This is a genomic window from Staphylococcus piscifermentans (assembly GCF_900186985.1).
Classification (GTDB): domain Bacteria; phylum Bacillota; class Bacilli; order Staphylococcales; family Staphylococcaceae; genus Staphylococcus; species Staphylococcus piscifermentans.
The window spans coordinates 2,138,907-2,163,942 of sequence record NZ_LT906447.1; the positions used below are offsets into that span (position 1 = coordinate 2,138,907).

The window sequence follows — 25,036 nt, forward strand, 5'->3', positions numbered from 1 at the left end:
ATTTTAACGTTTACTTTTAATTTGTTTATTTTTATTTTTCAATCGTTGTTCCACCATATTTTGCTCGCGTTGATCCATTTCATCTTCAATATCTAAACCTAGCAATTGTTCAATCAAATCTTCCATTGTAATAATGGCGTCTGTACCGCCATACTCATCTAAAACAATGGCGATATGTTTACGCGAAGCAATCATCTTGCGCATCACCCACTCCGCCTTGTTATGCTCATTCACAAATAAAGGTTCTGAGATAAAGTCACGCAACGATTTGTCATGATGACGACTCCAAATAAGTAAATATTTCGAATGAAAGACACCTATAACATCATCAATGTCCTCATCATAAACCGGATAACGCGTATAAGGATGCGACATAATAATTTCATATACTTCATCGTAAGGCGTATCAATAGAAAATGCCGTTACATTCACACGTGGTGTCGTATCCACATCATTGACTTTCAATTGGTCAAACTCCATTACACTTTGCAAACGATTGCGCTCATTTTCATTGAAAGCTCCCTGAGTTCCCGCAATCGCAACCATTGTGCGGACCTCTTCTTTAGACATCTTTTGAGCTTGGAAGCGGTCATTTGCTAACATCTTATTGATCAAGCCAGTTAACGCATTCAACACCTTAGTAATCGGCGATAATATTACTACAAACAAATGGATTACCGGATAAACCAGTCGTGAAATTGCATCAGGATAAGTGGCTGCGACCGATTTCGGAATCACTTCAGACACAATAATAACTACTACCGTGATAATTGCGGAGGCTACCCCGACATTCCAACCATGATTCACAGCATAAATCGTTACCAACGTAGGCAAGACAATATTCGCACTATTATTCGCAATCAATATCGTTGTGATAAACTCGCGCGGTTTATCCAAGAGCTTCACTAACTTCTTCGCTCTCGGATCCCCATTCCTGCTTTCCGTCTTCAGCTTCACCTTATTCGCTGCAGTTAATGCCGTTTCACTTCCAGAAAAGAAGAACGACACAAATATCAATACTATAATTGCAATCATCATGATGGCAGACACTCCTTCTAAACAGATGCACTGTATTTAAAATATAAATTCTCCTAAGCACAGCTCCGTAAACCGTACAGAAATACACAGAATTAAATATTAATTATTATTGTACATTACTTTTTATTTTTGAAAAGAAAAACTTGAAGAGTTGAAATGCTATGAAAACACCTCCAATGCACAAAAAAGCTCGGAAATTCAAGATACACACTGAATTTTCGAGCGTTTAAAAGAAATATGTCAGATAATACACAAAATGTATTATCATAAAAATAACTGCAGCGACAATGGAAGCAGTTAAATACCGATTGCCATTAACTTCATCATACTTTTTCAATTTCACACTGCAAATGATACTGCCAATTGCAAACAATGGACTGACTAACGTTAAAACAATAAAGATAATGGTCAATACTTTCAATAAAGTTTCATTATTTTTCATAGTTAAATCCCTCATTCGTCCAAGGTTATATTCATAAACTTATTATATATATACCACAAGCAGTGCATTTTTTAAAATAGAAACCAGAGGGAGCAGAGAGATGAGACAAGATAATGTACTACTCCGGCAACGTCTTTCTATTAAAAACTATGAAGATATCGGGTATGAAGATTACGGGATTTTCTATACACTTCTCTGAATCTTGTGTCTAGATTACACCCTTTCTAGACACTTTCTCAAAATTAAAGGGGCCGAAACTCCAAAATGTTCGGCCCCAATACTGTTTAAATGTTTATTCATTTAATGTATTCAAAATTGTTTCATTTTCTATATGTGTAATATCAGAAATGTCATCTACATGCTCAACAATATACGTTTTGTGATTTGCCAACAGTTTTTGAACGGTGTTACGTGCCCATCTGCCATTTGCTTTTTGATCTGTACTAAGATTGGCATACTTAGTGCTGACGGCTTGCAGTAGAAATGCTTCATCAAATGACCAATCTTTATTTAGACTGCGTAAAACTATTTCGGCCACCTCAGCTGGTGTAAAAGCTGGAAATTCTATAGTGAACGGAATACGCGATTTGAGGCCCTCATTCTCATCTAGGAATCTTTCCATATCCTTTGTATAGCCGGCAAAGATAGCAATAAATTTATCTCTGTAATTTTCTAATGAAGTAATTAAGGTTTCTACCGCTAAATGTCCGAAATCATTTTCACTTCCAGAAGCCAGTTGATAAGCTTCATCTACGAATAACACGCCACCCATAGCTTGGCCGACAGCTTTAGCAGTATTCCTTTCAGTGTGCCCAATGTAAGCGCCGACTAAGTTTTGTCTATCTACCTCAACTACTTTGTCTTCTGCTAGAATATCTAAATTGTAAAAAATCTTAGCGATTAAACGTGCGATAGTTGTTTTGCCTGTACCAGGAGGGCCTGTGAAAACCATATGATACGTCGGTTTATCTAAGACCATTCCTTTTTCTTCAAATAATTTATTCGCTTTGACTTCATTGATCAATTTCTTCACAAATGTTTTAACATTATCTAAGCCAACAAGTTGATTAAGTTGGTTCAATAAATCATCTAAACTTTCTGTTTGTGTATCATTAGCAGACATTTGTAAAATATCTTCATCCGTAATACATTTCAGTGCTTCAGGATTAACCTCCGCAGTTTGAGCTAATCTCGAATTTTGATTCATGATTAATTTTTCATTGAAGTTACGCACCCAACGTGCATTACTATTATCATTGGATTGTCGCAAGGCTTTCAATAATTGTTTTCGATATAATTCTTGGTTATATTCAAGACCTTGGTGATTTAAAATAGATTCTCCGATTTCTGCCATTTCGTTCTCATCATAATCTTCAAAGAAGAATTTATGCTGTACACGAGACTGCAAACCTGGGTTCATGTTAAAGAAATTATACATTTCGTCTGTATAACCCGCAAAGATAATCATAATTTCATCGCGATAATCTTCCATGAATTTAAGAATGGTATCTAACGCTTCCTGTCCCGGATTATTCGAACTATCATTATAAAGTGAATATGCTTCATCTATAAAGAGAATGCCGCCCTTTGCTTTTTCTAATATTTCTTGTGTTTGTTCAGCTGTTCTTCCGACATAAGAACTCACCAATTGATTTCTAGAAACTTCTATAAAGTTGTCTGATTTTATGACACCGTTATAATACAGCACCTTACCAAGCAATCTTGCTACAGTTGTTTTACCAGTACCTGGGTTACCTAAAAATACTGAATGCAGTGAAATGTTATCATAATGCAAGCCATTCTCTTTCTTCATTTTATTGATTTTCACATTATCAATAAACATCTTCACTGTTTTTTTAACTGATTCCAAGCCGATTAAAGCGTTCAAGTCATCAAGAGATTTTTCAGCTAACTGCGGATATTTCAACTCATTCACAACCGGCATTGTTTCGGTAACTTTTTCAGTATTCTCGATAATTGAATCATCAATACCAATTATCGAATCATCTACATCATCTCCGAAAAAGTTGGGATCTAATTCAGTTTCAGAATCAAAAGGAATATCTCCAAATGGTGATTTTTCCAGTTGCTGTACGCTTTCCTTTTTATCTTCACTATTCTTTCTAATATAATTAAGTTCTACATTATCGTTAATTTCTATATCGTTGTTGATATATGTATCGCCCTTCACATAAATTTCCACATCGTTATTTGCAAAAATACGTGTTATATATGCATGCCTCGTATTATCAAGATCGATGGTTTGTTTGGTTTTCCCTAAAAAATAGAGATTCTTAATTGTAAGAAACACGCCCTCACCTACAATTAAAGGAATACCATCTTCATCATTTTCAAGATATATATTTTCGACATCCAACAATGCATCGTAGTCAATTACCAATCTATTGGTAATTTTTGTGTCAGTCAGCTCAACATGTGATTCTCCTTCAATATAGAATTTATTTATTAAGCAACGCTCTATTTTCGCTTTAGATTTATCAGCTATAGTAATTTGCGTTGAACTTTCATCTCCTACTAATGTTACGCTGTGAAAGTCCACATTAGAATTTTCACAGTATACAGGATTATATTCTTCTGAGTCACTTTTTATGATGACATTTCTAAAAATAACATTACTTTGGTTCTTTAGATATAATTGTCCTTTTTTGCCTAAATCAATTGTCATATTTTCAAATAATACTTGTCCTTCTATCGTAAAAGGACATTTAAGTACCGTATCTTCAGGTTTGCTATTACTTCTAAACGTCATTTCCACTCCTGAAGGTATAGTTAATCCATCTTCTATCAAATACGGCTTATCAGAAGGTGTAAAAACAATAATATCGCCGCTCACTGCTTTATTTACAAGTTCATGAGATTTTGTTTTACCAAAACCATGTCCGACTGTAATTGGTCTTTTCATTTTTTCACTCCTACAATCCCATCTTTTTACCAAGATGATTCATATATATAGCGCCTAATGGACCAACAATCCAAGAAAACGACCATATAAACATTTTATAGATAAACTTGATAACTAAAATAATCACTACTAAAATCCCAGGCGTTTCTGCATTGGTGATTAACGCGTTACCTATATAATTGATTCCTAACATTTTAGTGCCTTCTTGTAAGATAGATTCTGTTATCGGATAAAGGATAAAGTTGAGGATAATAAATAAATACTGTAACCCTCCAAATGAACTTGCCAAATAGCTTAATAATGCAAAGATAAAAGAAATAATATAATATTTAATCCAAAAATCTTGAGGTTGCAGTTTTAAAATGCGCGAGACTATGCCTTTTGCATTGCTTGTTAAATTTGTCTTTGCTTTCTCTCTTTCAGCGTTTGCTCCAAATTCCGTCTTTTCAGTATTAGATGCTGATTTTTCACTTTGCTGCTTAGTTTCGTCAGCACTTGTGGATGACTCTGCGCCAAAAGTAGGTGTTTCTTGCGCTCCGAATGATGGCGTTGACTGCGCACCAAATTGCGGTTCTTGGTTTGTAGATTCTATAGGACTGCCGCAGTTGGGACAAAATTTTGATCCGTCTTCAACAACAGTACCGCATTTCGAACATTTCATATTGCCTGCCTCCCTATATATTTTAACTATATTCTACAATATGGCACGACAAAATAGTAGACTATAAAATAATTAAATTTAATTGAACTGGACTATTTTATAGTCATGTTCACTTATTCTCAAACATAAAAAAGCAACGCCTATACTCGAAAGTACAAGCGTTGCCTATAGCCATTAAAATCTATTCAACTTTCATACCAATAAGAAATTAGCCGATAGAACCTTCCATTTCGAATTTAATCAAGCGGTTCATTTCTACTGCATATTCCATTGGTAATTCTTTAGTAAATGGTTCGATGAAGCCCATTACGATCATTTCAGTAGCTTCTTCTTCTGAAATACCACGACTCATCAAGTAGAAGAGTTGTTCTTCTGATACTTTAGATACTTTAGCTTCGTGTTCTAATGAAATGTCATCATTCATGATTTCATTATAAGGAATAGTATCTGAAGTTGATTTGTTATCTAAGATTAACGTATCACATTCGATGTTCGCACGTGCGCCTTTGGCTTTGCGACCGAATTTAACAATACCGCGATAAACAACTTTACCGCCATCTTTAGAAATTGATTTAGAAACGATAGTAGAAGATGTGTTAGGTGCTAGGTGAATCATTTTAGCGCCAGCATCTTGTACTTGACCTTTACCTGCTAGTGCAATTGAAAGTGTGCTACCTTTAGCACCTTCACCTGCTAATACACAGTTAGGGTATTTCATTGTCAATTTAGAACCTAAGTTACCGTCAACCCATTCCATATTACCGTTCTCATGAACCATTGTACGTTTAGTAACCAAGTTATAAACGTTATTAGCCCAGTTTTGAATTGTAGTATAACGCACATGAGCATCTTTGTGTACGAAGATTTCAACTACAGCTGAGTGTAGAGAGTTTGTTGTATAAACAGGAGCTGTACAACCTTCAACATAGTTTACAGACGCTCCTTCATCAGCAATAATCAACGTACGCTCGAATTGTCCCATATTTTCTGAGTTAATACGGAAGTAAGCTTGTAATGGTGTATCTAATTTAACGTTTTTCGGTACATAGATGAATGAACCACCTGACCAAACTGCTGAGTTCAATGCAGCGAATTTGTTATCGCTTGCAGGAATAACTGATGCGAAATATTCTTTGAATAAATCTTCATGTTCTCTCAATGCAGAGTCAGTGTCTTTAAAGATTACACCTTTTTCTTCTAATTCTTGTTCCATATTTTGATAAACGACTTCAGATTCATATTGCGCAGAAACACCAGCAAGGTATTTTTGTTCTGCTTCAGGGATACCTAAACGGTCGAAAGTACGTTTGATTTCTTCAGGTACTTCATCCCAAGAACGTTCTGCATGTTCTGAAGGTTTAACATAATAAGTGATGTCGTCAAAGTTTAATTCTGACAAGTCGCCGCCCCATTGTGGCATCGGCATTTTATAGAATAACTTCAAGGCTTTTAGACGGAAGTCTAACATCCATTGAGGTTCTTCTTTCATTTTAGAAATTTCAGTTACGATATTTTCTGTTAATCCGCGTTCTGATCTGAAAATGGAAACATCTTCGTCGTGGAAACCATATTTGTAATCCCCAACATCAGGTGCTTGTTTAGCCATTTCAATCACTCCTTTTATATAATCAACACGATATAATTCACACGTGACAATCTTTCAATTTAATAGAGCATCTTGTTGATTTACGATAAGTTGTCTTATCTGCTATCGTATTATCTGCTCTAAGATAATACTCGGTGTTACTAGCTTATCATTTAACCGATTTATTCGAAACCTTATAAACCGGTTGTTTATATTTTACCCGTTATATACTGACTTAATTTGCATCTTCGCTAGAATTGGGATCTGCTTTACCTTCACGTTCTACAGTCCCTTTTTCTAAAGCTTTCCATGCAAGTGTTGCACATTTGATACGAGCTGGGAATTGAGAGACACCATGAAGTGCTTCAATATCGCCCATATCTTCTGTTAATTCATAATCTTCGCCGAGCATCATTTTAGAGAATTCTTGACTCATTTCTAGCGCTTCTTTTAATGAGTGTCCTTTTACAGCTTCAGTCATCATAGAAGCACTAGACATAGAGATTGAACAGCCTTCTCCATCAAATTTTGCATCTTGAATAACGCCGTCTTCAATATCGAAAGTAAGATGAATACGGTCTCCGCAAGTTGGGTTGTTCATATCAACAGTAAGAGAGCCGTTATCCAATTTGCCTTTGTTTCTAGGGTTTTTATAATGGTCCATAATTACAGATCTATACAACTGATCTAAATTATTAAAATTCATATGAGAAAAACTCCTTCGTTTGTTTCAAAGCATATACAAGTTGATCAATGTCTTCTTTCGTATTATAGATATAGAAACTTGCTCTCGCTGTTGAAGATTGGCCCAACCATTTCATAAGCGGTTGTGCACAGTGGTGACCTGCTCGTACCGCAACACCTTCAGTATCTAGTGCTGTTGCAACATCATGCGGATGAATATCTTTAATGTTGAAAGTAATTACGCCCGCACGTCTGTCTTTCGGAGGCCCGTAAATTTCTAAGTCTTCAACTTGAGACATTTGTTCATATGCATATTCAGTTAATTCTTTTTCATGCGCATGAATAGCATCAAAACCAATATTCTCAAGATATTTGATAGCTTCTGCTAAACCGATTGCTTGTGCAATTAACGGTGTCCCCGCTTCGAATTTAACTGGTAAATCTGTCCAAGTCGCATCGTATTTGCCTACAAAATCAATCATGTCGCCGCCATATTCAATCGGTTCCATATTCTTCAACAAATCACGTTTACCATATAGGACGCCAATGCCAGTCGGACCTAACATCTTATGGCCGCTGAAGCTGTAGAAGTCTACGTCTAAATCTTGCATATCCAGTTTCATATGCGGTGCAGATTGCGCACCGTCTACGCTGATAATCGCCCCATGTTCATGAGCAACTTTCGCTATTTCTTTGACATCGTTAATTGTTCCTAGCACGTTCGAAACATGCGCTACTGCTACAATTTTTGTTTTATCATTAATTGTCGCTTTGACATCTTCAATATTCAATTCACCCGTTTCAGTCATCGGTATGAATTTTAATGTCGCATTTTTACGATGTGCCAATTCTTGCCAAGGTACAATGTTTGCGTGATGTTCCATTTCAGTTACCACGATTTCGTCGCCTTCTGAAATGTTCGCATCACCGTAACTGCGTGCCACTAGGTTAATAGAAGCTGTAGTACCTCGTGTGAAAATGATTTCTTCGAAGTAACGTGCATTAATAAAACGTCTTACTGTTTCACGTGCACCTTCGTATCCGTCTGTTGCTAAAGAACCGAGTGTGTGCACACCGCGGTGAACATTGGAATTATAGCGTTTATAATAATCGTCAATTGCTTCAATGACTTGAAGTGGCTTCTGACTTGTTGCCGTTGTATCTAAATAAGCCAAGCGTTTGCCGTTTACTTGCTCTTTTAAAATCGGAAAATCTTCTATAATTTCATTAACATTGAGTGTATCGGCCACTTTATCCTCAGACCTTTCTTCATTAATAATCACTTGTCGTGCAAAATAGTAGCTGACAGGATTTCAATGAATTGCTTTCTGGGAAATCTTCGTGTTGAAGAAGAGTACAGACAAGAAGGCTGAAACAACCCCTTTTCTCATTCTCTCCTGCCTAGCTTATCTCTCTTATTTTGCTACTTTTAATTCAATAACTTCTCTTAATTGACGTTTAACATCTTCAATTGGTAATTCTCTTACTACTGGATCTAAGAATCCGTGAATAACTAAACGTTCCGCTTCGTGTTTAGAAATTCCGCGACTCATCAAGTAGTAAAGTTGTTCTTCATCGACACGGCCGATTGAAGCTGCGTGACCTGCTTCAACATCATCTTCATCAATTAATAGAATTGGGTTCGCATCACCGCGTGCTTTTTCAGAAAGCATTAAGACACGAGATTCTTGGTTCGCAACTGATTTAGAACCACCGTGTTTGATGTAACCAATACCATTAAAGATAATTGTTGCGCTGTCTTCAACCACACCATGTTTTAAAATGTAGCCGTCAGTTTCAACACCATATTGAACGATTTTAGAAGTCACGTTTGCTTTTTGGCTTCCTGTACCTACAGCTACTGATTTCAATTCACTTGTAGAACGATCGCCAATCAAGTTTGTAGTATTATCAATAATTTGGTCGCCTTCATTCATTAAGCCGAGCGCCCAGTTGATTGAAGCATCTGCTTCAGTAATACCGCGACGAATAATATGACCAGTAAAGCCTTTATCTAAGTAATCAACTGCACCATAAGTAATAGTAGAATTTGCTCCTGCAATTACTTCAGAGACAATGTTAAGTTGATTACCTTCACCGCTGACATCTGAAAGATAGTTTTCAACGTAAGTGACTTCTGCACTTTGTTCAGTAGCAATAATCACGTGGTTGAAGAAACTAGCATTTTCATCGTCATGCAATACTACATATTGAATTGGATGTTCTACTACAACATTTTTAGGTACGTAAACAAATACGCCGCCATTGATTAATGCTGTGTGCAATGCAGTTAAACGGTGTTCGTCTACAGTTACTGCATCTTGCATCAAGTATTTTTGAACTAAGTCACCGTGGTTAATTAAGGCATCTGCTAAGCCTTCAATAATTACGCCGTCTTTTTGTGCTGATTCAGACACACGGGAAAAAGCTAATGTGTTGTTGTGTTGGATAATCAAGTTTTCTGATTTTTCCACATCAATTACTTTTTCAATTGAATCTGGTACATCTTTAATGTCTTTATATTTATCAGAAGTTGTTTCTAATTGTTTAAATGAGTCGAAATCCCATTTATCGATTTTTGTTTTATCTGGTTTTGGCATTTCCAAAGTTTCAGTAAGTTTCAATGCTTCTTTACGTAAATCTGTCATCCAAGAAGGTTCATTGTGGGCTTGTGAATATTCAACAAGTTCTGCTTCAGAAATGTTCAAAGTTTCAGTCGTCATAACTTCATTTCCTCCTAACGATACTTATAACATTTAATCTGTTGTCATTATCAATGTGCATAAAACTTATGCTTCACTGAATTCTTCTTTAACCCATTCGTAACCTTCGCTTTCAAGACGTTGTGCTAATTCTTCTCCGCCTGTTTTCACGATTTTACCGTTGTACATAACGTGTACGAAGTCTGGAGTGATGTAGTTTAATAAGCGTTGGTAGTGCGTAATAATTAATGAACCGAAGTCATCGCCGCGCATTTCGTTGATACCTTTAGATACAACTTTCAATGCGTCGATGTCTAAACCAGAGTCGATTTCATCAAGGATTGCAAATTTAGGTTGCAACATCATAAGTTGTAAAATTTCGTTACGTTTTTTCTCACCGCCAGAGAATCCTTCGTTAAGGTAACGTTGTGCCATGTTTGGATCCATATCCAAGAATTCCATCTCTTTATCTAATTTCTTAATGAATTGCATTAAGTTGATTTCTTTACCTTCTTCACGTTTCGCATTAATAGCTGAACGCATGAAGTCTGCATTCGTTACACCAGTAATTTCTGATGGATATTGCATTGCTAAGAATAAACCTGCTTTAGCACGTTCATCTACTTCTAATTCTAAAACATTTACACCGTCAAGTAATACTTCACCTTGAGTAACAGTGTATGCAGGGTGACCCATGATAGCTGCTGATAATGTAGATTTACCAGTTCCGTTTGGTCCCATAACTGCATGAATTTCTCCAGTGTTAATTGTTAAATTAACGCCTTTTAAGATTTCTTTATCCTCAATAGACACGTGTAAGTCTTTAATCTCCAATGTTGATGGCATTAAAAGTCCCTCCGTAAACATAAATAGTATTTCATATACTAGTTTATAATAATTTTAATCTGTAGTCAAAATAGCACTACATTGATACATTTATAAATTATAACGCAATTGAACCCTTTAATAAACCTTTTGAGCACCTAAATTAAAAGAATTCTAATCTAGGAATCACTATTAAATTAATACAATTTCGTGATTTAATTCACTAAAAAAATTCTTGTTGATTCTCATTTTCTAGCATCACATTATCATTACCAATATTTCTGTCACAATAATAATGTTGACAAATTTAAGTGAATTAAAAACGATCCTTCTATATCATGAATAATCAAAACTATTTCAAGCCGCCCTTTTTCCGCCCTTTTTTACTGATTTCAGACAAACAAAAACCCTCTAACCTTGTTCGGCTAGAGGGTTAATATCTGTATGCTTATTCAGCTGGAATCACAGCACCATCATATTTTTTATTGATGTAATCTTTGATTTCTTTAGATTGCAATGCTTTGATTAAAGCTTTGATTTTTTTCTCATTTTGGTCGCCATCTTTAACAGCAACTAAGTTTGCATATGGGTTACCTTCTGGTTTTTCAAGTGCAATTGAGTCTTTTTTAGGACTTAAATGTTGTTCGATTGCAAAGTTAGAGTTGATAATCGCTGCATCAACGTCTTGGTTTTGATAGATTTTTGGTAAGTATTCTGCTGATTGTTTGTTATTGAATTTGATGTCTTTTTTGTTTTCTACGATATCGCTGAATTTAGCATCTTGAATTTTAACACCTTTTTTCAACTTGATTAAGCCGTCATCTACGAAGAATTTCAAGAAACGTCCTTCTTCAGCAGGGTTATTAGAAACATAAACTGTTGCGCCTTTTGGAAGATCTTTTAAGCTTTTATATTTTTTAGAGTAAACAGCCATTGGTTCTAAGTGTACGTTACCTACTGATACAAGTTTGTAACCTTTGCTTTTCTTCTCAGTGTTTAAGTAAGGTGTATGTTGGAAGAAGTTAGCATCTAATTCGCCATTATCTACCAATTTATTCGGTGTAGTATAGTCATTGATTGTTTTGATTTTTAAGTCATAACCTTCTTTTTTCAAGATCGGTTTAGCTTTTTCTAAAATTTCAGCATGCGGTGCAGGAGATGCGCCTACTGTAATTGTTTTTGAATCTCCGCCTGATTTGTCTTTGTTGCCGCAAGCTGCCAGAGCTGCTGTTAACACTAAAACTGCTAAAATACTAATAATTTTTTTCATTTGCTTTACCCCTTTTTTAAATTCAATATTAACGTTTGTCTATTTTATTAGTAGCCCAGTCACCCACGTATTGGATGATGAACACGAATACTAAAATAAGAATAGTTGAAACTAAAATGACATCATTTTGGTTTCTAGTAAACCCTGTTAAGTAGGCCAAGTTTCCTAGACCTCCTGCACCGATTACACCAGCAACTGCTGTAGACCCTACTAAAGCGATTGCTGTCACTGTGATGCCTGAAATCAAAGCTGGACGTGCTTCTGGTATCAACACTTTTCTGATAATTGTCCAAGTATCTGCTCCCATAGAACGTGCCGCTTCAATCACACCTTTATTAATCTCTTTGAACGCAATTTCTACTAAACGTGCATAGAATGGCGCTGCACCGATTACTAATGCCGGCAATGCACCTGTTGGTCCACTGATAGTTCCTAAAATCAAACTTGTAAACGGAATTAATAATAAGATTAAAATGATGAATGGAATCGCTCTGAACAAGTTAACAATAAATGAAACAATTTGGTAAAACACTTTAGCTACAGGTGATTTGCTTTTAGCAGTTAAAAATAAGAGTACTCCTAAAATTAAACCAATAATAAATGCAAATACTGTAGAAATTGCCGTCATATAAAGTGTTTCGATTGAAGCTTGCCATACTTGATCCCATTGAACGTTCGGCATTGTAATCATTTCTTGAAGTATATCGCTGAATGACTTATCCATGACGTACCACCTCCACGTTCACACTACGTTTTTCCAATTCATTTTTGAACTCATCGAAATATTCAGTTTTCAATCCTGCAATATGTACAATCAAGAAACCAATCGGACCATTTTTAGCATGCCGGATATTTGCTTCTAAGATGTTGACATTTAAATCATATTGCTGTGTGATATAAGATACGATAGGTTCAGTTGTTTCTTCTCCAGCAAAGTTAAATCTGAGAATATAACCATCTTCCGCTGCCGGAATCAATTCTTCAATAGATTCGTCGAACTCGTCATTTAAGCCTTCTTTTACAAAACGTTTAGTGACTTGATGCTGTGGATTCTCAAACACTTCTTTCACATTACCGCGCTCGATTACACGTCCATTTTCCATTACTGCAACTTCATCGCAGATTTGACGTATAACGTTCATCTCATGCGTAATGATAACAATCGTTAAATCTTCTTCTTTTCTAATTTTTAAAAGTAGTTCTAAAATTTCATCCGTTGTTTGCGGATCCAATGCACTTGTTGCTTCATCACATAATAAGACTTTTGGATCATTCGCTAATGCACGCGCAATACCGACTCTTTGTTTTTGTCCTCCAGATAATTCAGAAGGATAGGCCTTTTCACGTCCGCTTAAACCTACCAAATTAATTAATTCTTTGGCTCTGGCTACAGCTTTGCTACGTTTTACACCTGCAATTTCCAATGGAAACGTAATGTTATCCAACACTGTTCTAGACCATAATAGGTTGAAATGCTGGAATATCATGCTGACTTTTTGACGTTTCTTTCTTAATTGTGACTTAGAAAGCTTGCCCAATTCTTCTCCGTCTATAATCACTTCACCTGAAGTTGGTTCTTCTAAATAATTTAAGATTCTGACAAGCGTACTTTTACCAGCGCCTGAAAACCCGATAACGCCGTAAATCGTACCCTCTGCTACATCTAAATCGACATGATCGACAGCTAGTACATCTTGATGTTTCGTCTTATACCGTTTGACGATTTGTTTGAGTTGAATCACCCTATACTCCCCTTTCCTTGCTTACATTACCACATTAAAAAATGCTCTCTCTTATCGTCGCTTCAAGCGATAAAGAGAAAGCAATTTAAAATTTCTTTCTCTCATCTTCAAAAGCAGTTCAACTTTTTGTGAATTGGCACCATTTCTAATAAGACGGTTGCCGGGTTTCGCAGGGCACATCCCTCCACCTCTCTTGATAAGAGATAACACTATTTAATTGATACTTATCCTACCACTTCACTCTGTGATAGTCAATAACTATTTTAAATTTTCTAATAAATATGGAACAGATTGAAATGCGTAAATTCGCTTTATTTCTTGATCTTTAGACATCAATATTACTACCGGAACAGATTGGATTTCGTACTGCTCGCTGAAATCCGCATGAAAGTTCAAATCCGCTTTGACGACTGGCAATTGCAGTATATCATTAGCAATATCCAGCATTCTTTCGGAAATTTTACATGTTCCGCACATTGGCGTATAACCAAATATCAGATGTTTGTCTTTATCAAAATTTTGGGTAATATCTGTTCTTGTTGTCTTGCTTGTACTCATCTATAAACTAATCCTTTCACAGGAGCTTCATCTTTTACGTTAAATCCATATTTTCTAAGCACTCTAGCAAGGTAAGGTCTTGGACAGCGAGCTACTTCACAATAGGTTTTGTCCACAAAGATATGCTCGCTTTCTGAAAGATAATGTTTAAACCATTGGCGGATGCGTTGTCCTTCTTTATCTGCATCCACGAGGATATAGACTGGTCGTTCATACAGGGATTCAATCATATCATCTAATTTATCAATCCCCATTGTGCCGTGTGTACAAATGATTTGGACCGGTTCGTTCATCACCTCTTGAACACGCTTTTTATCTGTCTTACCTTCAACAACGATTACTTTATCTAACAATGCCATATTCACTACACTCCAATACTCTCGTGATATCATTGCATAATACTTGCAAACGTGGTGCTTAAGTTAAGAAATACGTAATAATATTAAATTTTGCTAATCAAACTTATAGTTCTATAGTAACGCAGAAACTTGTCGCTTTGCATGAAACTTGTTTTGAAACAAATGTATTATGTACTTCACTGTTAAGTAACTGCACTTTACTAATATAGTTAGTTATATCCATTTCCGCGAAAAAAATAACCCCAAAATACAAAGTATCCTGGAGTTGCCTTTTTCAATATAAATTATTCACCAATCATTTCTTTATATTGATCTGCTGATAATAAGTCATCTAATTGACTTTCATCATTTAATTTCACTTTCACCATCCATGCTTTTTCGTATGGTGATTCATTAACGAATTCAGGGCTGTCTTCTAATTCTTCATTAATTTCAACTACAGAGCCTGAAACAGGTGCATATAATTCAGATACAGTTTTAACTGATTCTACGCTACCGAAAGATTCGCCCTCTTCAATATCATCTTCTGTTTCTGGTAACTCAACGAATACGATGTCGCCAAGTTCACCTTGTGCGTATTCAGTAATACCGATAGTTACTGTATCGCCTTCAACTTTAACCCATTCATGTTCTTTTGAATATTTCAATTCCTCTGGCACTGCCACACGAATCCCCTCCTATAATATAAATGAATACTCTTTAATGATGCCATATGAAACCTTTTCATTCAACTATTTATAGACATCTTTTATGTTTTAAATTTTTTTGGTTAATTTAATTATTCGAGCTCTTAAAAAGAATGCAAGTACGGACTACAGCCGAATTAGTTTACCCATTTTTCTTTGTATTCTTTTTCATTGAATCCAAGCGTTATTTTGTCGCCTGAAATTGCTAACGGACGTTTCACTAACATACCGTCTGAAGCCAATAAATCTAGCTTTTCATCGTCTGATAAATCATCTAAACGGTCTTTCAGGCCTAATTCACGGTATTTACCTCCGCGCTTATTGAATAATTTGTCAATTTCGACACCGGTCTTATCAATCATGTCTTGCAACTCTCTTTTATTGGGATTAAGCTCTACAATGTCAATCGGTTCGTAACTTACACCGTATTCATCTAGAAATTTAGCTGCTTTCTTGCATGTTGTACAATTTTGATACTGATAAAATCTAATCAATTTATTGACCTCCTTTAACTTTGTTTATAATATACCAAATTATCAATTAAAACGCTTTAATTTATAGGTTGAAATTTTTTTAGATTCGCAAATCATTAGTTATAATAAGCGTATAAGCAATTTTAAAGGAGAGACTTAATAATGGAAGCTATAAAAACACGTGAAGAATTTGATAAAGTGATCCAAAGCGAACAACCTGTAATCGTTAAATTCGAAGCAGGTTGGTGTCCTGATTGCAAAGCTATGGACATGTGGATTGACCCAATCGTTAAAAAATACGATGATTATAAATGGTATTCAGTTAACCGAGACGAATTAGAAGAAGTTGCTCAAGAAAATGAAGTAATGGGAATTCCAAGTCTGCTTGTTTTCCAATATGGAGATAAACTTGCACACTTACATTCCGCAAATGCTAAATCCCCTGAACAAGTGGAATCTTTCTTAAGTGAAACATTCAACAAGTAATTACAAACAACAAAAATGGTCTGTGATTTCTAAGTAAATCACAGACCGTTTTCAATTAATATTCCGAAATAAAGTTTTCTGTATGACGCGGTTTTTTAGGAGGTATTTTACCTTCTAAATCCGTTAAATATAAAAATCCAACTAAATCTTCGTCATCTTGGACTCCTAATACCTTTCTTACTTTTGGTGAGAAAATATATTCCGGAGATTTCCAACATGTACCAATGCCCGCTTCATACAATAAGAGCATCAGATTTTGTGCATAAGTTCCGAACGCTAAATGATTTTCAAGATTTTCTTTTTGTCTTGGATCTCTTTTGACAATCATCACTAATAATCCGCCGAGTTTGGTTACGGCGTCAAAATGACTTTGTTGTTTCTCAGGTTCGTTTCTAAAAGCAAAGCGAGAAACTGATCGACTCATATCTCCCAATCGTTCTTTGGAAACATGCACAATTCTCCAAGGCTCCCTCATACCATGATTAGGTGCATCTGTAGAAAGTTTGAGCGCTTCATACAATGCTTCATCATCTATTTGCATATCATGGTCAAATATTTTAACACTACGTCTTGAAGTAATTGCATCTTTTAATTCCACAGTCTAACTCCCTTTCATCTAACGATAATCATTATCATTTATAGTATAGATTGTCGAATGTTTTTATTCAAATTATTTGTTTATTTCGTATAAATTCAAAAGTTCTTTTAATTTGCGTACGTGAATTTGTCCAGGCGCTTGCGGTTCACCTAAACATCCATATGAGATAGCTCCTCCGAAGACGCCTTGCGCTGTTCTAGAGACCAATCCAAGATGAGACATAGCAATACCGACCGATTTGGCTTGTACACTTTCTGCAGAAGTAGCAAGTGCTTCTAATAAGTTTAAGACATCTTGTCTTTCTTTTGGCATCACTGCTATTTTCAATATATCTGCACCCAATTTATTCATTTTAAAATAAGTGAATTTTAACGCTTCCAAATTAGGTGTCTGCTCGAAATCATGCTGCGATAAAACGACTTCTAATCCAGCTGCTTGCGCTTGTGCAATTAATTGCAGCAATGTGTCAGTTTGCGTTTCCTCCCACTCGATGTCAATCATATTGTATCCTTCAATTTGAATAAGGTCTTGCAAAAATTCATAATAGTCTTTGCCGTTTTTACTTCCTTTACCACCTTGTACTGCAGTGCGATAAGTTACTAAAACCTTAGCCTTTATATCGATATTCTTTAAATCTTTCAATAGCTTTTCTAATTCTTTGAAATCCAATGATTCGCGTTGATCAATACGCAGCTCAATGATATCAATATTTTCCTTTTCTCTTATCAAGTCGCTTTTCAATTGTTCATCTTTTCCCTCATAGGGAGCGATTGTAACTGCTACATCCACCTTACTCATACTACATACCTCACTTTCAATCATCGCACTTATTATTCAATTTCCCCTTACTTCTTTCAATACTATTTATCCAAAAAGATAATAAGTATAAAGAAAAATACTGCAATCAACAATACTAATGTAGGTATTAGAAATCCTAGCCATTCCATAGTTGTAACCTCTTTCAAATACATATGCAATTTATTATATCAAATTTATTAAATGGTTTGTATATTTAACAATCCCAGAAACACAGTTCTCTCTATGCTTATACATACAACAAATATAGCATCTTTTAACTTTTTAACTTTTTTGAAAAGTACATGAATTTGTCATTGATTTGTTTATAGCCCTATTATAATATTAAAATTAACTATTTGATGTTATTCTATTGCCTTAAAACAATAAATAATTTCATCCGATTTTGAAATTTGGAGTGTGAAAAATGAAAGAAATCCGTTTATTGAGACCAGATGATTTGAAAAATGTATATAACTTGTTTAGAGAGGCAGCCCAAGATAAGAAAAATATTTATACTTGGGCCATTTATGACGAAAATACAATCTCTGAAGAATATTTCGCACACCTGCTTGATGAAAATAACACAATACAATATCTCTTCGGCGTCTTTTTAGATGATGTTTTAGTAGGTGCACTGACTTTATTCCACCCTATTATTGTCGGCACTAAACATAAAAGTATCATTGAGAATATGTATGTAAAAGATATTGATCATCTGGATGAACACTTACTTGATTCCGTTGTGGATTTCTGTCATAAAATGAATATCGAAAAGATTTTAGCACCTGTTGCTTCTAATAATATTGGGGCTATGGTCTTTTATAGTGAATATGGATTTTCGAAAGTTGGTTTTGAAACGAATTCACGTAAATATAATAATCACTATATAGATGAGCATTGGCTTATCTATCCTATTGAAAATACTGCAAAAGTGAATCATTAACTTAATAGTGAAAAGAGGGAAAATATGGAGTTCACAAAATTTAATTTAAAACTAGCATTGAAGAACGAAACATCTACTGCTGATTTCCCGAATACTTTAAAGAAGTTTAAAGAATGCGGAGTTGTAAAGTATACTTATCATTTAAAAAATGGACTATATATATTCACAGATGAAGAAGGAGACGAAATCTATATTCAAGAAGATGCTACGTCTGTTCTTTTTCCACACTATGCAGATAAAAAGACCTTTACTGAAGTTCTGCAAGGAGCGCGAGCTGGGGAATTTACCTTTAAAGAATTTTGTAACCGGGCTGCTGCTACAGGCATCAGTCATTGGTTAGTTGACGTACTTAACTTCGAAGCCGCCTATTTTGATACCCTAGGCAACGTCGTGTTAATTACTGAAATTCCTGCTAATTAACTCGTACTGTGTTATCCATTAGAATGACTGTCTAATAAAAAATTCGGCACATTCCCGTGTACCGAATTGACTAAGTAAAGTAAGTTGTAATTAAGTGACCGCAAATCGTAACGGTTACGTTTTATATTACAGCATAATACTCTATTTGTAAACCATAAATCGTAATTTTTTCGATTTAAATTTATAAAAAACAAGTGCAAGTATCATACATACTTCGCACTTGTTACATTTAATGTTTTTCATATATACTCATTGCTCTATTGGCGGATTCTAGAAGATGGTTTTCCATATAATGTTCATGTACGTAATCATAAATATTTTGAACGTTTGTCTCTTCTTTTGGGAAATTATGATCTTTTGTAATATAATCTGCTAATTGACCAAATGGTGTATCGTCTTCCATAAATGTAATAATAAATTTATAAAATGACATTCAACAACCTCACTTAAAGGTATTTCCTTATCAGAAATTCAATAATTCTCATTTTCGACATATCGAAAAAACATTTCTTATTAGGTTGATAGGATTTCTTCTAGTATATCACAACAGATAAAATATAAATACAGTTTTCACAAAATTATTATATACATAAAAGTTGATTTCATTAATTTTTTCTCTTTTAAGCTAAATGCGATTTTATAACCATTACTTCTGCGTCTGTAAGTGCTTCTAAACTGTGCTTTTCATCAGGATTTATCCGCACAACTGAACCTGGTGCAATGCGTTCATCAAAATCTTCGCCTCTAAATTGAATCGTTCCTCTTACTGGTACTACAACTACACAATTCGGCGCAGAATGAGTAGGAAGCGTCTCTCCTGCTTTAAAGACGATATTCACAATTGTCTGCTGATCTGATTGATAGATAGGTCCTGTTTTGCCTGTTCCTGTTAATTTTTCCATACTAACCACCTCAATAAATAATGTATTATTCATGTTGCTTTAGTGACTTAATTCTAAATTAACGGATGCTCTGTAGAGATACAAGAGCAGTCCAACAAAGTTTGCCGATTAATCACAACTTCATTACGCAAAATTAATTATTTTTAAGAAGATTTAGCGAACAAAATTCTCTTTCCTTCTCATTCTACTTTAACATTAAAAAAGAGAGCACGCTAAATTGCGAACTCCCTTTTACATTAAAATCCTCTTCCAGCTCCGCCGCCTGAGAAGCCACCGCCTCCGCCGAAGCCGCCTCCACTAAAGCCTCCACCGGAAGAACCATTTCCAAAGCCGCCTCCAGAACCGGGTCCTACCCACCACATTCCAGAGTCGTCTCTTCTGCGGCCTCCCCCTCTAGGAGGACCGCCGCCGCCATTTCTGGTAATAATAATCAAAATAATGATGATAATTACAAATATGAATCCGAAAGAGCCTAGGAAACCGCCGCTGCCAGAGTTATCTGTTTCTTTAGGCGTATCTTCCTTAAATTCCTTTCCATTATAGCCATATGCCTTAGCAATCTCGTCCCAAATCGCATTATATAAATTCGTAATACCTTGACTATAATATTGCTTTTTTTCAGCCTTATTATCTGTATTAGCAGCTTTTTTAGCATACGGAGAAAATTTGTCATCAATTAAGGCACCAACTTTCGCATCGTTAAGCACGCCTTCTAGGCCATCACCTACAGCGACTTGTATGCCTCTATTGTTATTTTCGTTATCATTATCTAAATTCACCAGTATTACAATGCCTCGATTATGTTTTTGATCACCGACTTTGTAATGGCGTCCCGCTTCATATGCATAATCTTCTCTTGGTGTATTTCCAATCGATTTCATAGTCATTACTAGAATATCTGCATCCGTTCCATCTTGTAATTTTTGACCCTTTTTAACAATGTCGTCTTTATCATTTTGTGAAATGATATCTGCGTGATCTTGTACAAAAACGGGTTTCTCTAAAGGTGGAAACTTTTCTGATGCCGAAACACTTTGTGCTGTTATCAGCACCCCAACAAACATAACAGCTAAAAAGCCGATTATGCGTTTCATCATTGAGAACTATCAGTACCGAAATCTACTTTTGGAGCTTTTTCGGCACCTTTGTCCGCTTTAAAATATTCTTTTTTGTCAAATCCGAAAATTTTAGCAACGACTGTTGTTGGGAAGTGTCGAATGGCTTGGTTATATTCATTTACAGAATCATTATAATCTTTTCTTGAAACGGCAATTCTATTTTCTGTCCCAGCTAATTCATCGCGTAATCCAGTGAATTGTTTATCTGCTTTTAAATCAGGATATTTTTCACTAATTGCGAGCAATCTGCTTAATGAAGAGTTGACTTCATCATTCGCTTCTGCCTTTTCCTTTGGAGAATCAGCGCCCGCTAATTTACTGCGTGCATCAGAGACCTGTTTAAAAACATCTTCCTCATGCTTAGTATAACCTTTCACTGTATTGACTAAGTTAGGGATTAAGTCCACACGTCGTTGAAGCTGGTTGTCAATATTAGAGAGTGCTTTATCTGTATCTTCATCTAAACCAACCAATTTATTATAGGGACCAATCATCATTGCGCCAATAATTACAATTACAATACCAATAATAATAATCGGGGTAAGTGTCTTCTTCAAATTTTTAAACTCCTTTAACTCTTAATTTCTTAATTTTATTATACATGAAATGGTCGTCATACACGATTGTAGAGAAAAGAACTTTTTTCTCTCTTGAAAAATTTTAAAAAGTTCATTAATAAAATTGGTGCACATAAGCAAAAGATATGTATAATAACTAATGTATTAAAATCACTAATAACAGTTGAATAATTTAGTTAAGAAGGTGTTCATGTGGATTTCTTAAAGAAACCTCTTTCGGTGTATCTTATATTATTCTTGAGTACCACACTCATTGGAGCGTTCTTGTTGTATTTGCCTATCACCGGCAAACATCCTACGCCCTTTATTGATGCATTTTTCGTCGCATCCAGTGCATTTACTGTGACAGGTTTGTCCACGGTAGATATCACTACACAATTTAATTGGCTGGGCGACTTGATTATTATGTTGTTGATTCAAATCGGCGGGCTTGGAATTGTAACTATTACAACACTAACATTAATCATAGCCAACCGCAGAATTTCACTGCATGATCGTCGTCTCATCATGGTCACATGGAGCATTGATGAGCCAGGTGGAATGGTCCGTTTTATCCGCCAACTGGTAGTATACAGTTTGACTTCAGAATTCATCGGTATGCTTTTACTAGCCTTATCTTTTATACCGCGTTACGGATTCGGCAAAGGAATATACATCAGTTTATTTACTTCTGTATCAGCATTCAACAATGCGGGGTTCGCCCTATTTTCTCAAAATATGATTGGATTTAACAATGATCCTGTAGTCAATATTGTAATTCCTTTATTAATTATTTTAGGAGGACTAGGACCCCTGGTAATGTCAGACCTAGTTCAAACACGAAGATTATCTAAATTAAAGCTACATACCAAAGTAGTATTGTCTACTACTCTAGCATTGATTGTCGGAGGTACTCTACTCTATTACGTATTAGAGTTTAATAATACTTTGAAACCCTTTAATATTTGGGGACAAATCGGCACTTCTTTTTTCCAATCTGTCACTACAAGAACTGCCGGCTTCCAATCAGTCGACTTGGGTCTGATTCATACACCTACCGCATTATTAATGATGGTACTAATGTTTATCGGCGGTGCGCCATTTAGTGCGGCGGGCGGGATTAAAGTCACAACTTTCATCGTTTTAATCATGTTTGTGTACAGTTCCTTGCGTAACGAAAATCATACGGTAATCTTCCATAGAACAATCAAACCTAGAATTATTGGGAGAGCGGTAGCAGTTACTACTGTGAGTGGTCTTTTCGTATTGCTCGTTACTTTTATCGTCAGTATTTTAAACGAAAATACTCCCTTTATCAAAGTTATCTTTGAAGTCATCTCCGCCTTTGGTACTGTCGGCTTAACTATGGATTTTACGACTGAATATCATACTGCTACGAAAGCGATTATTATACTCGTGATGATTTGCGGAAAAATTGGGGTCGCCACTGTACTGGCATTATTTATTCCTGATAAAAAACGGCTTTATCAATATGCAAAAGGAAATATTTATCTGTAATTTCAAGCGTAATTGGTACAATATTAGAAATGAGCGTATTATCTCTTTAATTTTTGGTGTTGGTATACTTTTAATTATAGAGAGGTCGTACAACTTAGGGTACAATCTTTTTAAGGAGATGATAAAAATGGCTGTTGAAACATATTCAAATGCTAGAAAAAACTTTAGAAGTTTAATTAAACAAGTAAATGACAATAGCGAAACTGTTACTATCACAACCAACGAAGAAAACGTTGTTTTAATGTCCGAATCTGATTATAATGCAATCATGGAGACTCTTTATTTACAACAAACCCCAGCTAATGCTGCACATCTCAAACGGTCAATCGAACAACTAGAAAAAGGTGATTTAGTTGAGGATTATAAAATTTAGTAACCATGAAAGGCTAAGAGAGTTTTATACCAAATCGGACGAGTGGATAATATTCGTCCGATTTTTTATCGAGAATCCAAGAAAAAGAAGCATACATCAGTGCTGGAAAATATGATCAATATAAGCAATAAGTCTTAAGTTAATGTAAAGATTAATAAATATATCTATCGGAATTAAAAAATAATTTTTTATTCCGATTTTTTGTGCCACAAAATATTATAACAGTGTATAATTTAAGTGTATAAATAAATATTAAGGGGAAAATGCTTATGAAAAAATTCTTGTTCCTATTTGTAGCGAGTTCATTGGCGCTTTCAGCATGCAATAATCAAGAGACAGAGAAACATACTGAGAAGAAGAATGTTCAAACGAAAAAAGAAAAACAGGATAATAGGCAATCAGAGGATAACAAAAAGATTCCAGTTGAAAACGTAGCAAATAATAAAAAAGCAGTTGTATCTGATAATAATTATTGGAATTACCTAAGCAACCAAGAAGATATAGATACCAGCAAAGTTACTAATCATGCAGAACTGGATAAAATTATGACCGGGAATTATTCTGAAGTAGAAAAATTAAATGCTTATAATAATGCGGTTGCTAATGGAGTTATTCCGCAAGGCAACGTTATGGAAGGACCACCTGAAGCGGCTTACCAATCCTCTTTAAATATTGAAAAAGGAACTGAAGTTCCGCCTTCTTACCATATGTATGATAATTATGGAAACACCGCAGTTAAGCAAAAAACATTAGATAATAACCAACCGCAAGCAACATCGGAAACACAAAAACAGTCTGCTGTAACAAACAATCCTCAGCACTAATCTTATTAATTTTTTTCTGGATAAATTAAAACGAATGCAATACCCTCAAAGTTGAGAGCTATATTTTAATGATGAAGCATCTACCGACTATTCGATGGATAGTGTATAATAATTATATAATTGAATTACGGAGGCGCATCATGGGAATTTTTGACAACACCAACCTCGAAACTGAATACTTACGTACTTTATCAGTAAAAAAACGTAAAGAATATAAGGAAAAATCAGTTTCGGTAAAGAAAAAACTGCTAAATCAATTCAAATACGAAACAGAAACTTTCAACAACAAAGCATCTCACGACATTATTAAACGCTACTTAGAATCTCAAGGAATCTACGAACCTACAGAAACAATGATATCAGCAATTGAGCATCGTAAATTTAATAAAAGTACAAATCAAGAACCAGAGAAACCACAGCCAGAAAATCTAGATTCTCCGTTAGATACTCAAACAGATAAACTTATTAAACAAAACGAAGAAATTATTCATCAAAATAAAAAAATTATCAAACTGCTTACCAAGCTGAATGATAAAAAATAATAACCGGAC

The 25,036-nt window shown here is 35.2% G+C and carries 29 protein-coding genes and 1 riboswitch; of the genes, 7 read left to right on the forward strand and 22 right to left on the reverse strand.

The window, feature by feature from the left end; translation table 11 throughout:
* Positions 1-3 precede the first annotated feature (3 nt).
* The 16 genes from CKV71_RS09975 to CKV71_RS10050 all read right to left on the reverse strand — a co-directional run bounded on the left by CKV71_RS09975 (position 4) and on the right by CKV71_RS10050 (position 15,969).
* Positions 4-1,038: a hemolysin family protein gene (locus tag CKV71_RS09975; RefSeq protein WP_095106377.1), complete on the reverse strand. Its 1,035-nt coding sequence runs from the start codon at positions 1,036-1,038 to the stop codon at positions 4-6.
* 226 nt (positions 1,039-1,264) lie between these two features.
* Positions 1,265-1,480, reverse strand: a complete 216-nt coding sequence (locus tag CKV71_RS09980; RefSeq protein ID WP_095106378.1) for a hypothetical protein — start codon at positions 1,478-1,480, stop codon at positions 1,265-1,267.
* A gap of 292 nt (positions 1,481-1,772) precedes the next feature.
* A complete protein-coding gene (locus CKV71_RS09985) occupies positions 1,773-4,403 on the reverse strand; it encodes an AAA family ATPase (RefSeq protein WP_095106380.1) in 2,631 nt (876 codons plus the stop codon).
* A 10-nt stretch (positions 4,404-4,413) separates the two neighbouring features.
* The gene (locus CKV71_RS09990; protein WP_095106384.1) at positions 4,414-5,064 is read right to left on the reverse strand and encodes a zinc-ribbon domain-containing protein; all 651 of its coding nucleotides are present in this window, start codon (positions 5,062-5,064) and stop codon (positions 4,414-4,416) included.
* Between the two features lie 208 nt (positions 5,065-5,272).
* On the reverse strand, positions 5,273-6,670 hold the full coding sequence (sufB, locus tag CKV71_RS09995) for a Fe-S cluster assembly protein SufB (RefSeq protein ID WP_095106385.1): 1,398 nt from the start codon (positions 6,668-6,670) through the stop codon (positions 5,273-5,275).
* A 214-nt stretch (positions 6,671-6,884) separates the two neighbouring features.
* A complete protein-coding gene (gene sufU, locus CKV71_RS10000) occupies positions 6,885-7,355 on the reverse strand; it encodes a Fe-S cluster assembly sulfur transfer protein SufU (protein ID WP_095106386.1) in 471 nt (156 codons plus the stop codon).
* Positions 7,345-8,583 carry a cysteine desulfurase gene (locus CKV71_RS10005; RefSeq protein WP_095106388.1) on the reverse strand — a complete coding sequence of 413 codons (1,239 nt, stop codon included), beginning with the start codon at positions 8,581-8,583 and terminating at the stop codon, positions 7,345-7,347. The genes sufU and CKV71_RS10005 overlap by 11 nt, the downstream gene beginning before the upstream one ends.
* Positions 8,584-8,748: 165 nt before the next feature.
* On the reverse strand, positions 8,749-10,056 hold the full coding sequence (sufD, locus tag CKV71_RS10010) for a Fe-S cluster assembly protein SufD (protein ID WP_095106389.1): 1,308 nt from the start codon (positions 10,054-10,056) through the stop codon (positions 8,749-8,751).
* 66 nt (positions 10,057-10,122) lie between these two features.
* Positions 10,123-10,881 carry a Fe-S cluster assembly ATPase SufC gene (gene sufC, locus CKV71_RS10015; RefSeq protein WP_095106390.1) on the reverse strand — a complete coding sequence of 253 codons (759 nt, stop codon included), beginning with the start codon at positions 10,879-10,881 and terminating at the stop codon, positions 10,123-10,125.
* A gap of 427 nt (positions 10,882-11,308) precedes the next feature.
* Positions 11,309-12,130, reverse strand: a complete 822-nt coding sequence (locus tag CKV71_RS10020) for a MetQ/NlpA family ABC transporter substrate-binding protein (RefSeq protein WP_095106391.1) — start codon at positions 12,128-12,130, stop codon at positions 11,309-11,311.
* A gap of 28 nt (positions 12,131-12,158) precedes the next feature.
* The gene (locus CKV71_RS10025; RefSeq protein ID WP_095106393.1) at positions 12,159-12,854 is read right to left on the reverse strand and encodes a methionine ABC transporter permease; all 696 of its coding nucleotides are present in this window, start codon (positions 12,852-12,854) and stop codon (positions 12,159-12,161) included.
* On the reverse strand, positions 12,847-13,872 hold the full coding sequence (locus CKV71_RS10030; RefSeq protein WP_095106394.1) for a methionine ABC transporter ATP-binding protein: 1,026 nt from the start codon (positions 13,870-13,872) through the stop codon (positions 12,847-12,849). Before CKV71_RS10030 ends, CKV71_RS10025 begins: the two co-directional genes overlap by 8 nt.
* Before the next feature lie 98 nt (positions 13,873-13,970).
* A riboswitch (SAM riboswitch) is annotated at positions 13,971-14,075 on the reverse strand.
* 55 nt (positions 14,076-14,130) lie between these two features.
* Positions 14,131-14,430 carry a thioredoxin family protein gene (locus CKV71_RS10035; protein ID WP_095106395.1) on the reverse strand — a complete coding sequence of 100 codons (300 nt, stop codon included), beginning with the start codon at positions 14,428-14,430 and terminating at the stop codon, positions 14,131-14,133.
* Entirely contained in the window at positions 14,427-14,789 is a 363-nt protein-coding gene (locus tag CKV71_RS10040) for a toprim domain-containing protein (RefSeq protein ID WP_095106397.1), read from the reverse strand. The genes CKV71_RS10035 and CKV71_RS10040 overlap by 4 nt, the downstream gene beginning before the upstream one ends.
* Positions 14,790-15,073: 284 nt before the next feature.
* Entirely contained in the window at positions 15,074-15,454 is a 381-nt protein-coding gene (gcvH, locus tag CKV71_RS10045) for a glycine cleavage system protein GcvH (RefSeq protein ID WP_046100107.1), read from the reverse strand.
* Between the two features lie 158 nt (positions 15,455-15,612).
* The gene (locus CKV71_RS10050) at positions 15,613-15,969 is read right to left on the reverse strand and encodes an arsenate reductase family protein (protein ID WP_095106398.1); all 357 of its coding nucleotides are present in this window, start codon (positions 15,967-15,969) and stop codon (positions 15,613-15,615) included.
* A gap of 141 nt (positions 15,970-16,110) precedes the next feature.
* Between CKV71_RS10050 and CKV71_RS10055 the strand changes: the two genes are divergently transcribed.
* Positions 16,111-16,434: a thioredoxin family protein gene (locus CKV71_RS10055; protein ID WP_095106400.1), complete on the forward strand. Its 324-nt coding sequence runs from the start codon at positions 16,111-16,113 to the stop codon at positions 16,432-16,434.
* Positions 16,435-16,489: 55 nt separating this feature from the next.
* Here CKV71_RS10055 and CKV71_RS10060 read toward each other — a convergent pair whose 3' ends face one another.
* Together CKV71_RS10060 and aroD are read right to left on the reverse strand one after the other, a co-directional pair.
* Positions 16,490-17,032 (reverse strand): nitroreductase family protein, encoded by a 543-nt coding sequence (locus CKV71_RS10060; protein WP_095106402.1) that lies wholly within the window; start codon positions 17,030-17,032, stop codon positions 16,490-16,492.
* Positions 17,033-17,104: 72 nt separating this feature from the next.
* Complete coding sequence (gene aroD / locus CKV71_RS10065) at positions 17,105-17,830, reverse strand: type I 3-dehydroquinate dehydratase (protein ID WP_095106403.1); 726 nt, start codon at positions 17,828-17,830, stop codon at positions 17,105-17,107.
* Positions 17,831-18,254: 424 nt separating this feature from the next.
* Here aroD and CKV71_RS10070 point away from each other — a divergent pair, with 424 nt between their 5' ends.
* Entirely contained in the window at positions 18,255-18,773 is a 519-nt protein-coding gene (locus CKV71_RS10070) for a GNAT family N-acetyltransferase (RefSeq protein ID WP_095106405.1), read from the forward strand.
* 24 nt (positions 18,774-18,797) lie between these two features.
* A complete protein-coding gene (locus CKV71_RS10075; RefSeq protein WP_095106407.1) occupies positions 18,798-19,193 on the forward strand; it encodes a DUF1398 family protein in 396 nt (131 codons plus the stop codon).
* Positions 19,194-19,422: 229 nt separating this feature from the next.
* Here CKV71_RS10075 and CKV71_RS10080 read toward each other — a convergent pair whose 3' ends face one another.
* The 4 genes from CKV71_RS10080 to CKV71_RS10095 form a co-directional block, all read right to left on the reverse strand.
* On the reverse strand, positions 19,423-19,626 hold the full coding sequence (locus tag CKV71_RS10080; RefSeq protein ID WP_095106409.1) for a YozE family protein: 204 nt from the start codon (positions 19,624-19,626) through the stop codon (positions 19,423-19,425).
* 187 nt (positions 19,627-19,813) lie between these two features.
* Entirely contained in the window at positions 19,814-20,095 is a 282-nt protein-coding gene (locus tag CKV71_RS10085; protein WP_095106411.1) for a cupin domain-containing protein, read from the reverse strand.
* Between the two features lie 236 nt (positions 20,096-20,331).
* The gene (locus tag CKV71_RS10090) at positions 20,332-21,192 is read right to left on the reverse strand and encodes a TPM domain-containing protein (protein WP_167376372.1); all 861 of its coding nucleotides are present in this window, start codon (positions 21,190-21,192) and stop codon (positions 20,332-20,334) included.
* A complete protein-coding gene (locus CKV71_RS10095) occupies positions 21,189-21,770 on the reverse strand; it encodes a LemA family protein (RefSeq protein ID WP_095106413.1) in 582 nt (193 codons plus the stop codon). Before CKV71_RS10095 ends, CKV71_RS10090 begins: the two co-directional genes overlap by 4 nt.
* 213 nt (positions 21,771-21,983) lie before the next feature.
* Here CKV71_RS10095 and CKV71_RS10100 point away from each other — a divergent pair, with 213 nt between their 5' ends.
* The 4 genes from CKV71_RS10100 (at position 21,984) to CKV71_RS10115 (ending at position 25,027) form a co-directional block, all read left to right on the forward strand.
* Entirely contained in the window at positions 21,984-23,288 is a 1,305-nt protein-coding gene (locus CKV71_RS10100; RefSeq protein ID WP_095106415.1) for a TrkH family potassium uptake protein, read from the forward strand.
* A 127-nt stretch (positions 23,289-23,415) separates the two neighbouring features.
* Positions 23,416-23,661 (forward strand): type II toxin-antitoxin system Phd/YefM family antitoxin, encoded by a 246-nt coding sequence (locus tag CKV71_RS10105; RefSeq protein ID WP_095106417.1) that lies wholly within the window; start codon positions 23,416-23,418, stop codon positions 23,659-23,661.
* A 269-nt stretch (positions 23,662-23,930) separates the two neighbouring features.
* Entirely contained in the window at positions 23,931-24,485 is a 555-nt protein-coding gene (locus tag CKV71_RS10110) for a hypothetical protein (RefSeq protein WP_095106419.1), read from the forward strand.
* 140 nt (positions 24,486-24,625) lie between these two features.
* Positions 24,626-25,027, forward strand: a complete 402-nt coding sequence (locus CKV71_RS10115; RefSeq protein WP_095106421.1) for a hypothetical protein — start codon at positions 24,626-24,628, stop codon at positions 25,025-25,027.
* Positions 25,028-25,036: the final 9 nt, after the last annotated feature.

Excerpts from the sequence above, each read along its gene's own strand:
- CKV71_RS09975 (WP_095106377.1), bottom strand. The coding sequence starts at position 1,038 with ATGATGATTGCAATTATAGTATTGATATTTGTGTCGTTCTTCTTTTCT.
- CKV71_RS09980 (WP_095106378.1), bottom strand. The coding sequence starts at position 1,480 with ATGAAAAATAATGAAACTTTATTGAAAGTATTGACCATTATCTTTATT.
- CKV71_RS09985 (WP_095106380.1), bottom strand. The coding sequence starts at position 4,403 with ATGAAAAGACCAATTACAGTCGGACATGGTTTTGGTAAAACAAAATCT.
- CKV71_RS09990 (WP_095106384.1), bottom strand. The coding sequence starts at position 5,064 with ATGAAATGTTCGAAATGCGGTACTGTTGTTGAAGACGGATCAAAATTT.
- sufB (WP_095106385.1), bottom strand. The coding sequence starts at position 6,670 with ATGGCTAAACAAGCACCTGATGTTGGGGATTACAAATATGGTTTCCAC.
- sufU (WP_095106386.1), bottom strand. The coding sequence starts at position 7,355 with ATGAATTTTAATAATTTAGATCAGTTGTATAGATCTGTAATTATGGAC.
- sufD (WP_095106389.1), bottom strand. The coding sequence starts at position 10,056 with ATGACGACTGAAACTTTGAACATTTCTGAAGCAGAACTTGTTGAATAT.
- sufC (WP_095106390.1), bottom strand. The coding sequence starts at position 10,881 with ATGCCATCAACATTGGAGATTAAAGACTTACACGTGTCTATTGAGGAT.
- CKV71_RS10020 (WP_095106391.1), bottom strand. The coding sequence starts at position 12,130 with ATGAAAAAAATTATTAGTATTTTAGCAGTTTTAGTGTTAACAGCAGCT.
- CKV71_RS10025 (WP_095106393.1), bottom strand. The coding sequence starts at position 12,854 with ATGGATAAGTCATTCAGCGATATACTTCAAGAAATGATTACAATGCCG.
- CKV71_RS10035 (WP_095106395.1), bottom strand. The coding sequence starts at position 14,430 with ATGAGTACAAGCAAGACAACAAGAACAGATATTACCCAAAATTTTGAT.
- CKV71_RS10040 (WP_095106397.1), bottom strand. The coding sequence starts at position 14,789 with ATGGCATTGTTAGATAAAGTAATCGTTGTTGAAGGTAAGACAGATAAA.
- CKV71_RS10055 (WP_095106400.1), top strand. The coding sequence starts at position 16,111 with ATGGAAGCTATAAAAACACGTGAAGAATTTGATAAAGTGATCCAAAGC.
- aroD (WP_095106403.1), bottom strand. The coding sequence starts at position 17,830 with ATGAGTAAGGTGGATGTAGCAGTTACAATCGCTCCCTATGAGGGAAAA.
- CKV71_RS10070 (WP_095106405.1), top strand. The coding sequence starts at position 18,255 with ATGAAAGAAATCCGTTTATTGAGACCAGATGATTTGAAAAATGTATAT.
- CKV71_RS10075 (WP_095106407.1), top strand. The coding sequence starts at position 18,798 with ATGGAGTTCACAAAATTTAATTTAAAACTAGCATTGAAGAACGAAACA.
- CKV71_RS10080 (WP_095106409.1), bottom strand. The coding sequence starts at position 19,626 with ATGTCATTTTATAAATTTATTATTACATTTATGGAAGACGATACACCA.
- CKV71_RS10085 (WP_095106411.1), bottom strand. The coding sequence starts at position 20,095 with ATGGAAAAATTAACAGGAACAGGCAAAACAGGACCTATCTATCAATCA.
- CKV71_RS10090 (WP_167376372.1), bottom strand. The coding sequence starts at position 21,192 with ATGATGAAACGCATAATCGGCTTTTTAGCTGTTATGTTTGTTGGGGTG.
- CKV71_RS10105 (WP_095106417.1), top strand. The coding sequence starts at position 23,416 with ATGGCTGTTGAAACATATTCAAATGCTAGAAAAAACTTTAGAAGTTTA.
- CKV71_RS10110 (WP_095106419.1), top strand. The coding sequence starts at position 23,931 with ATGAAAAAATTCTTGTTCCTATTTGTAGCGAGTTCATTGGCGCTTTCA.
- CKV71_RS10115 (WP_095106421.1), top strand. The coding sequence starts at position 24,626 with ATGGGAATTTTTGACAACACCAACCTCGAAACTGAATACTTACGTACT.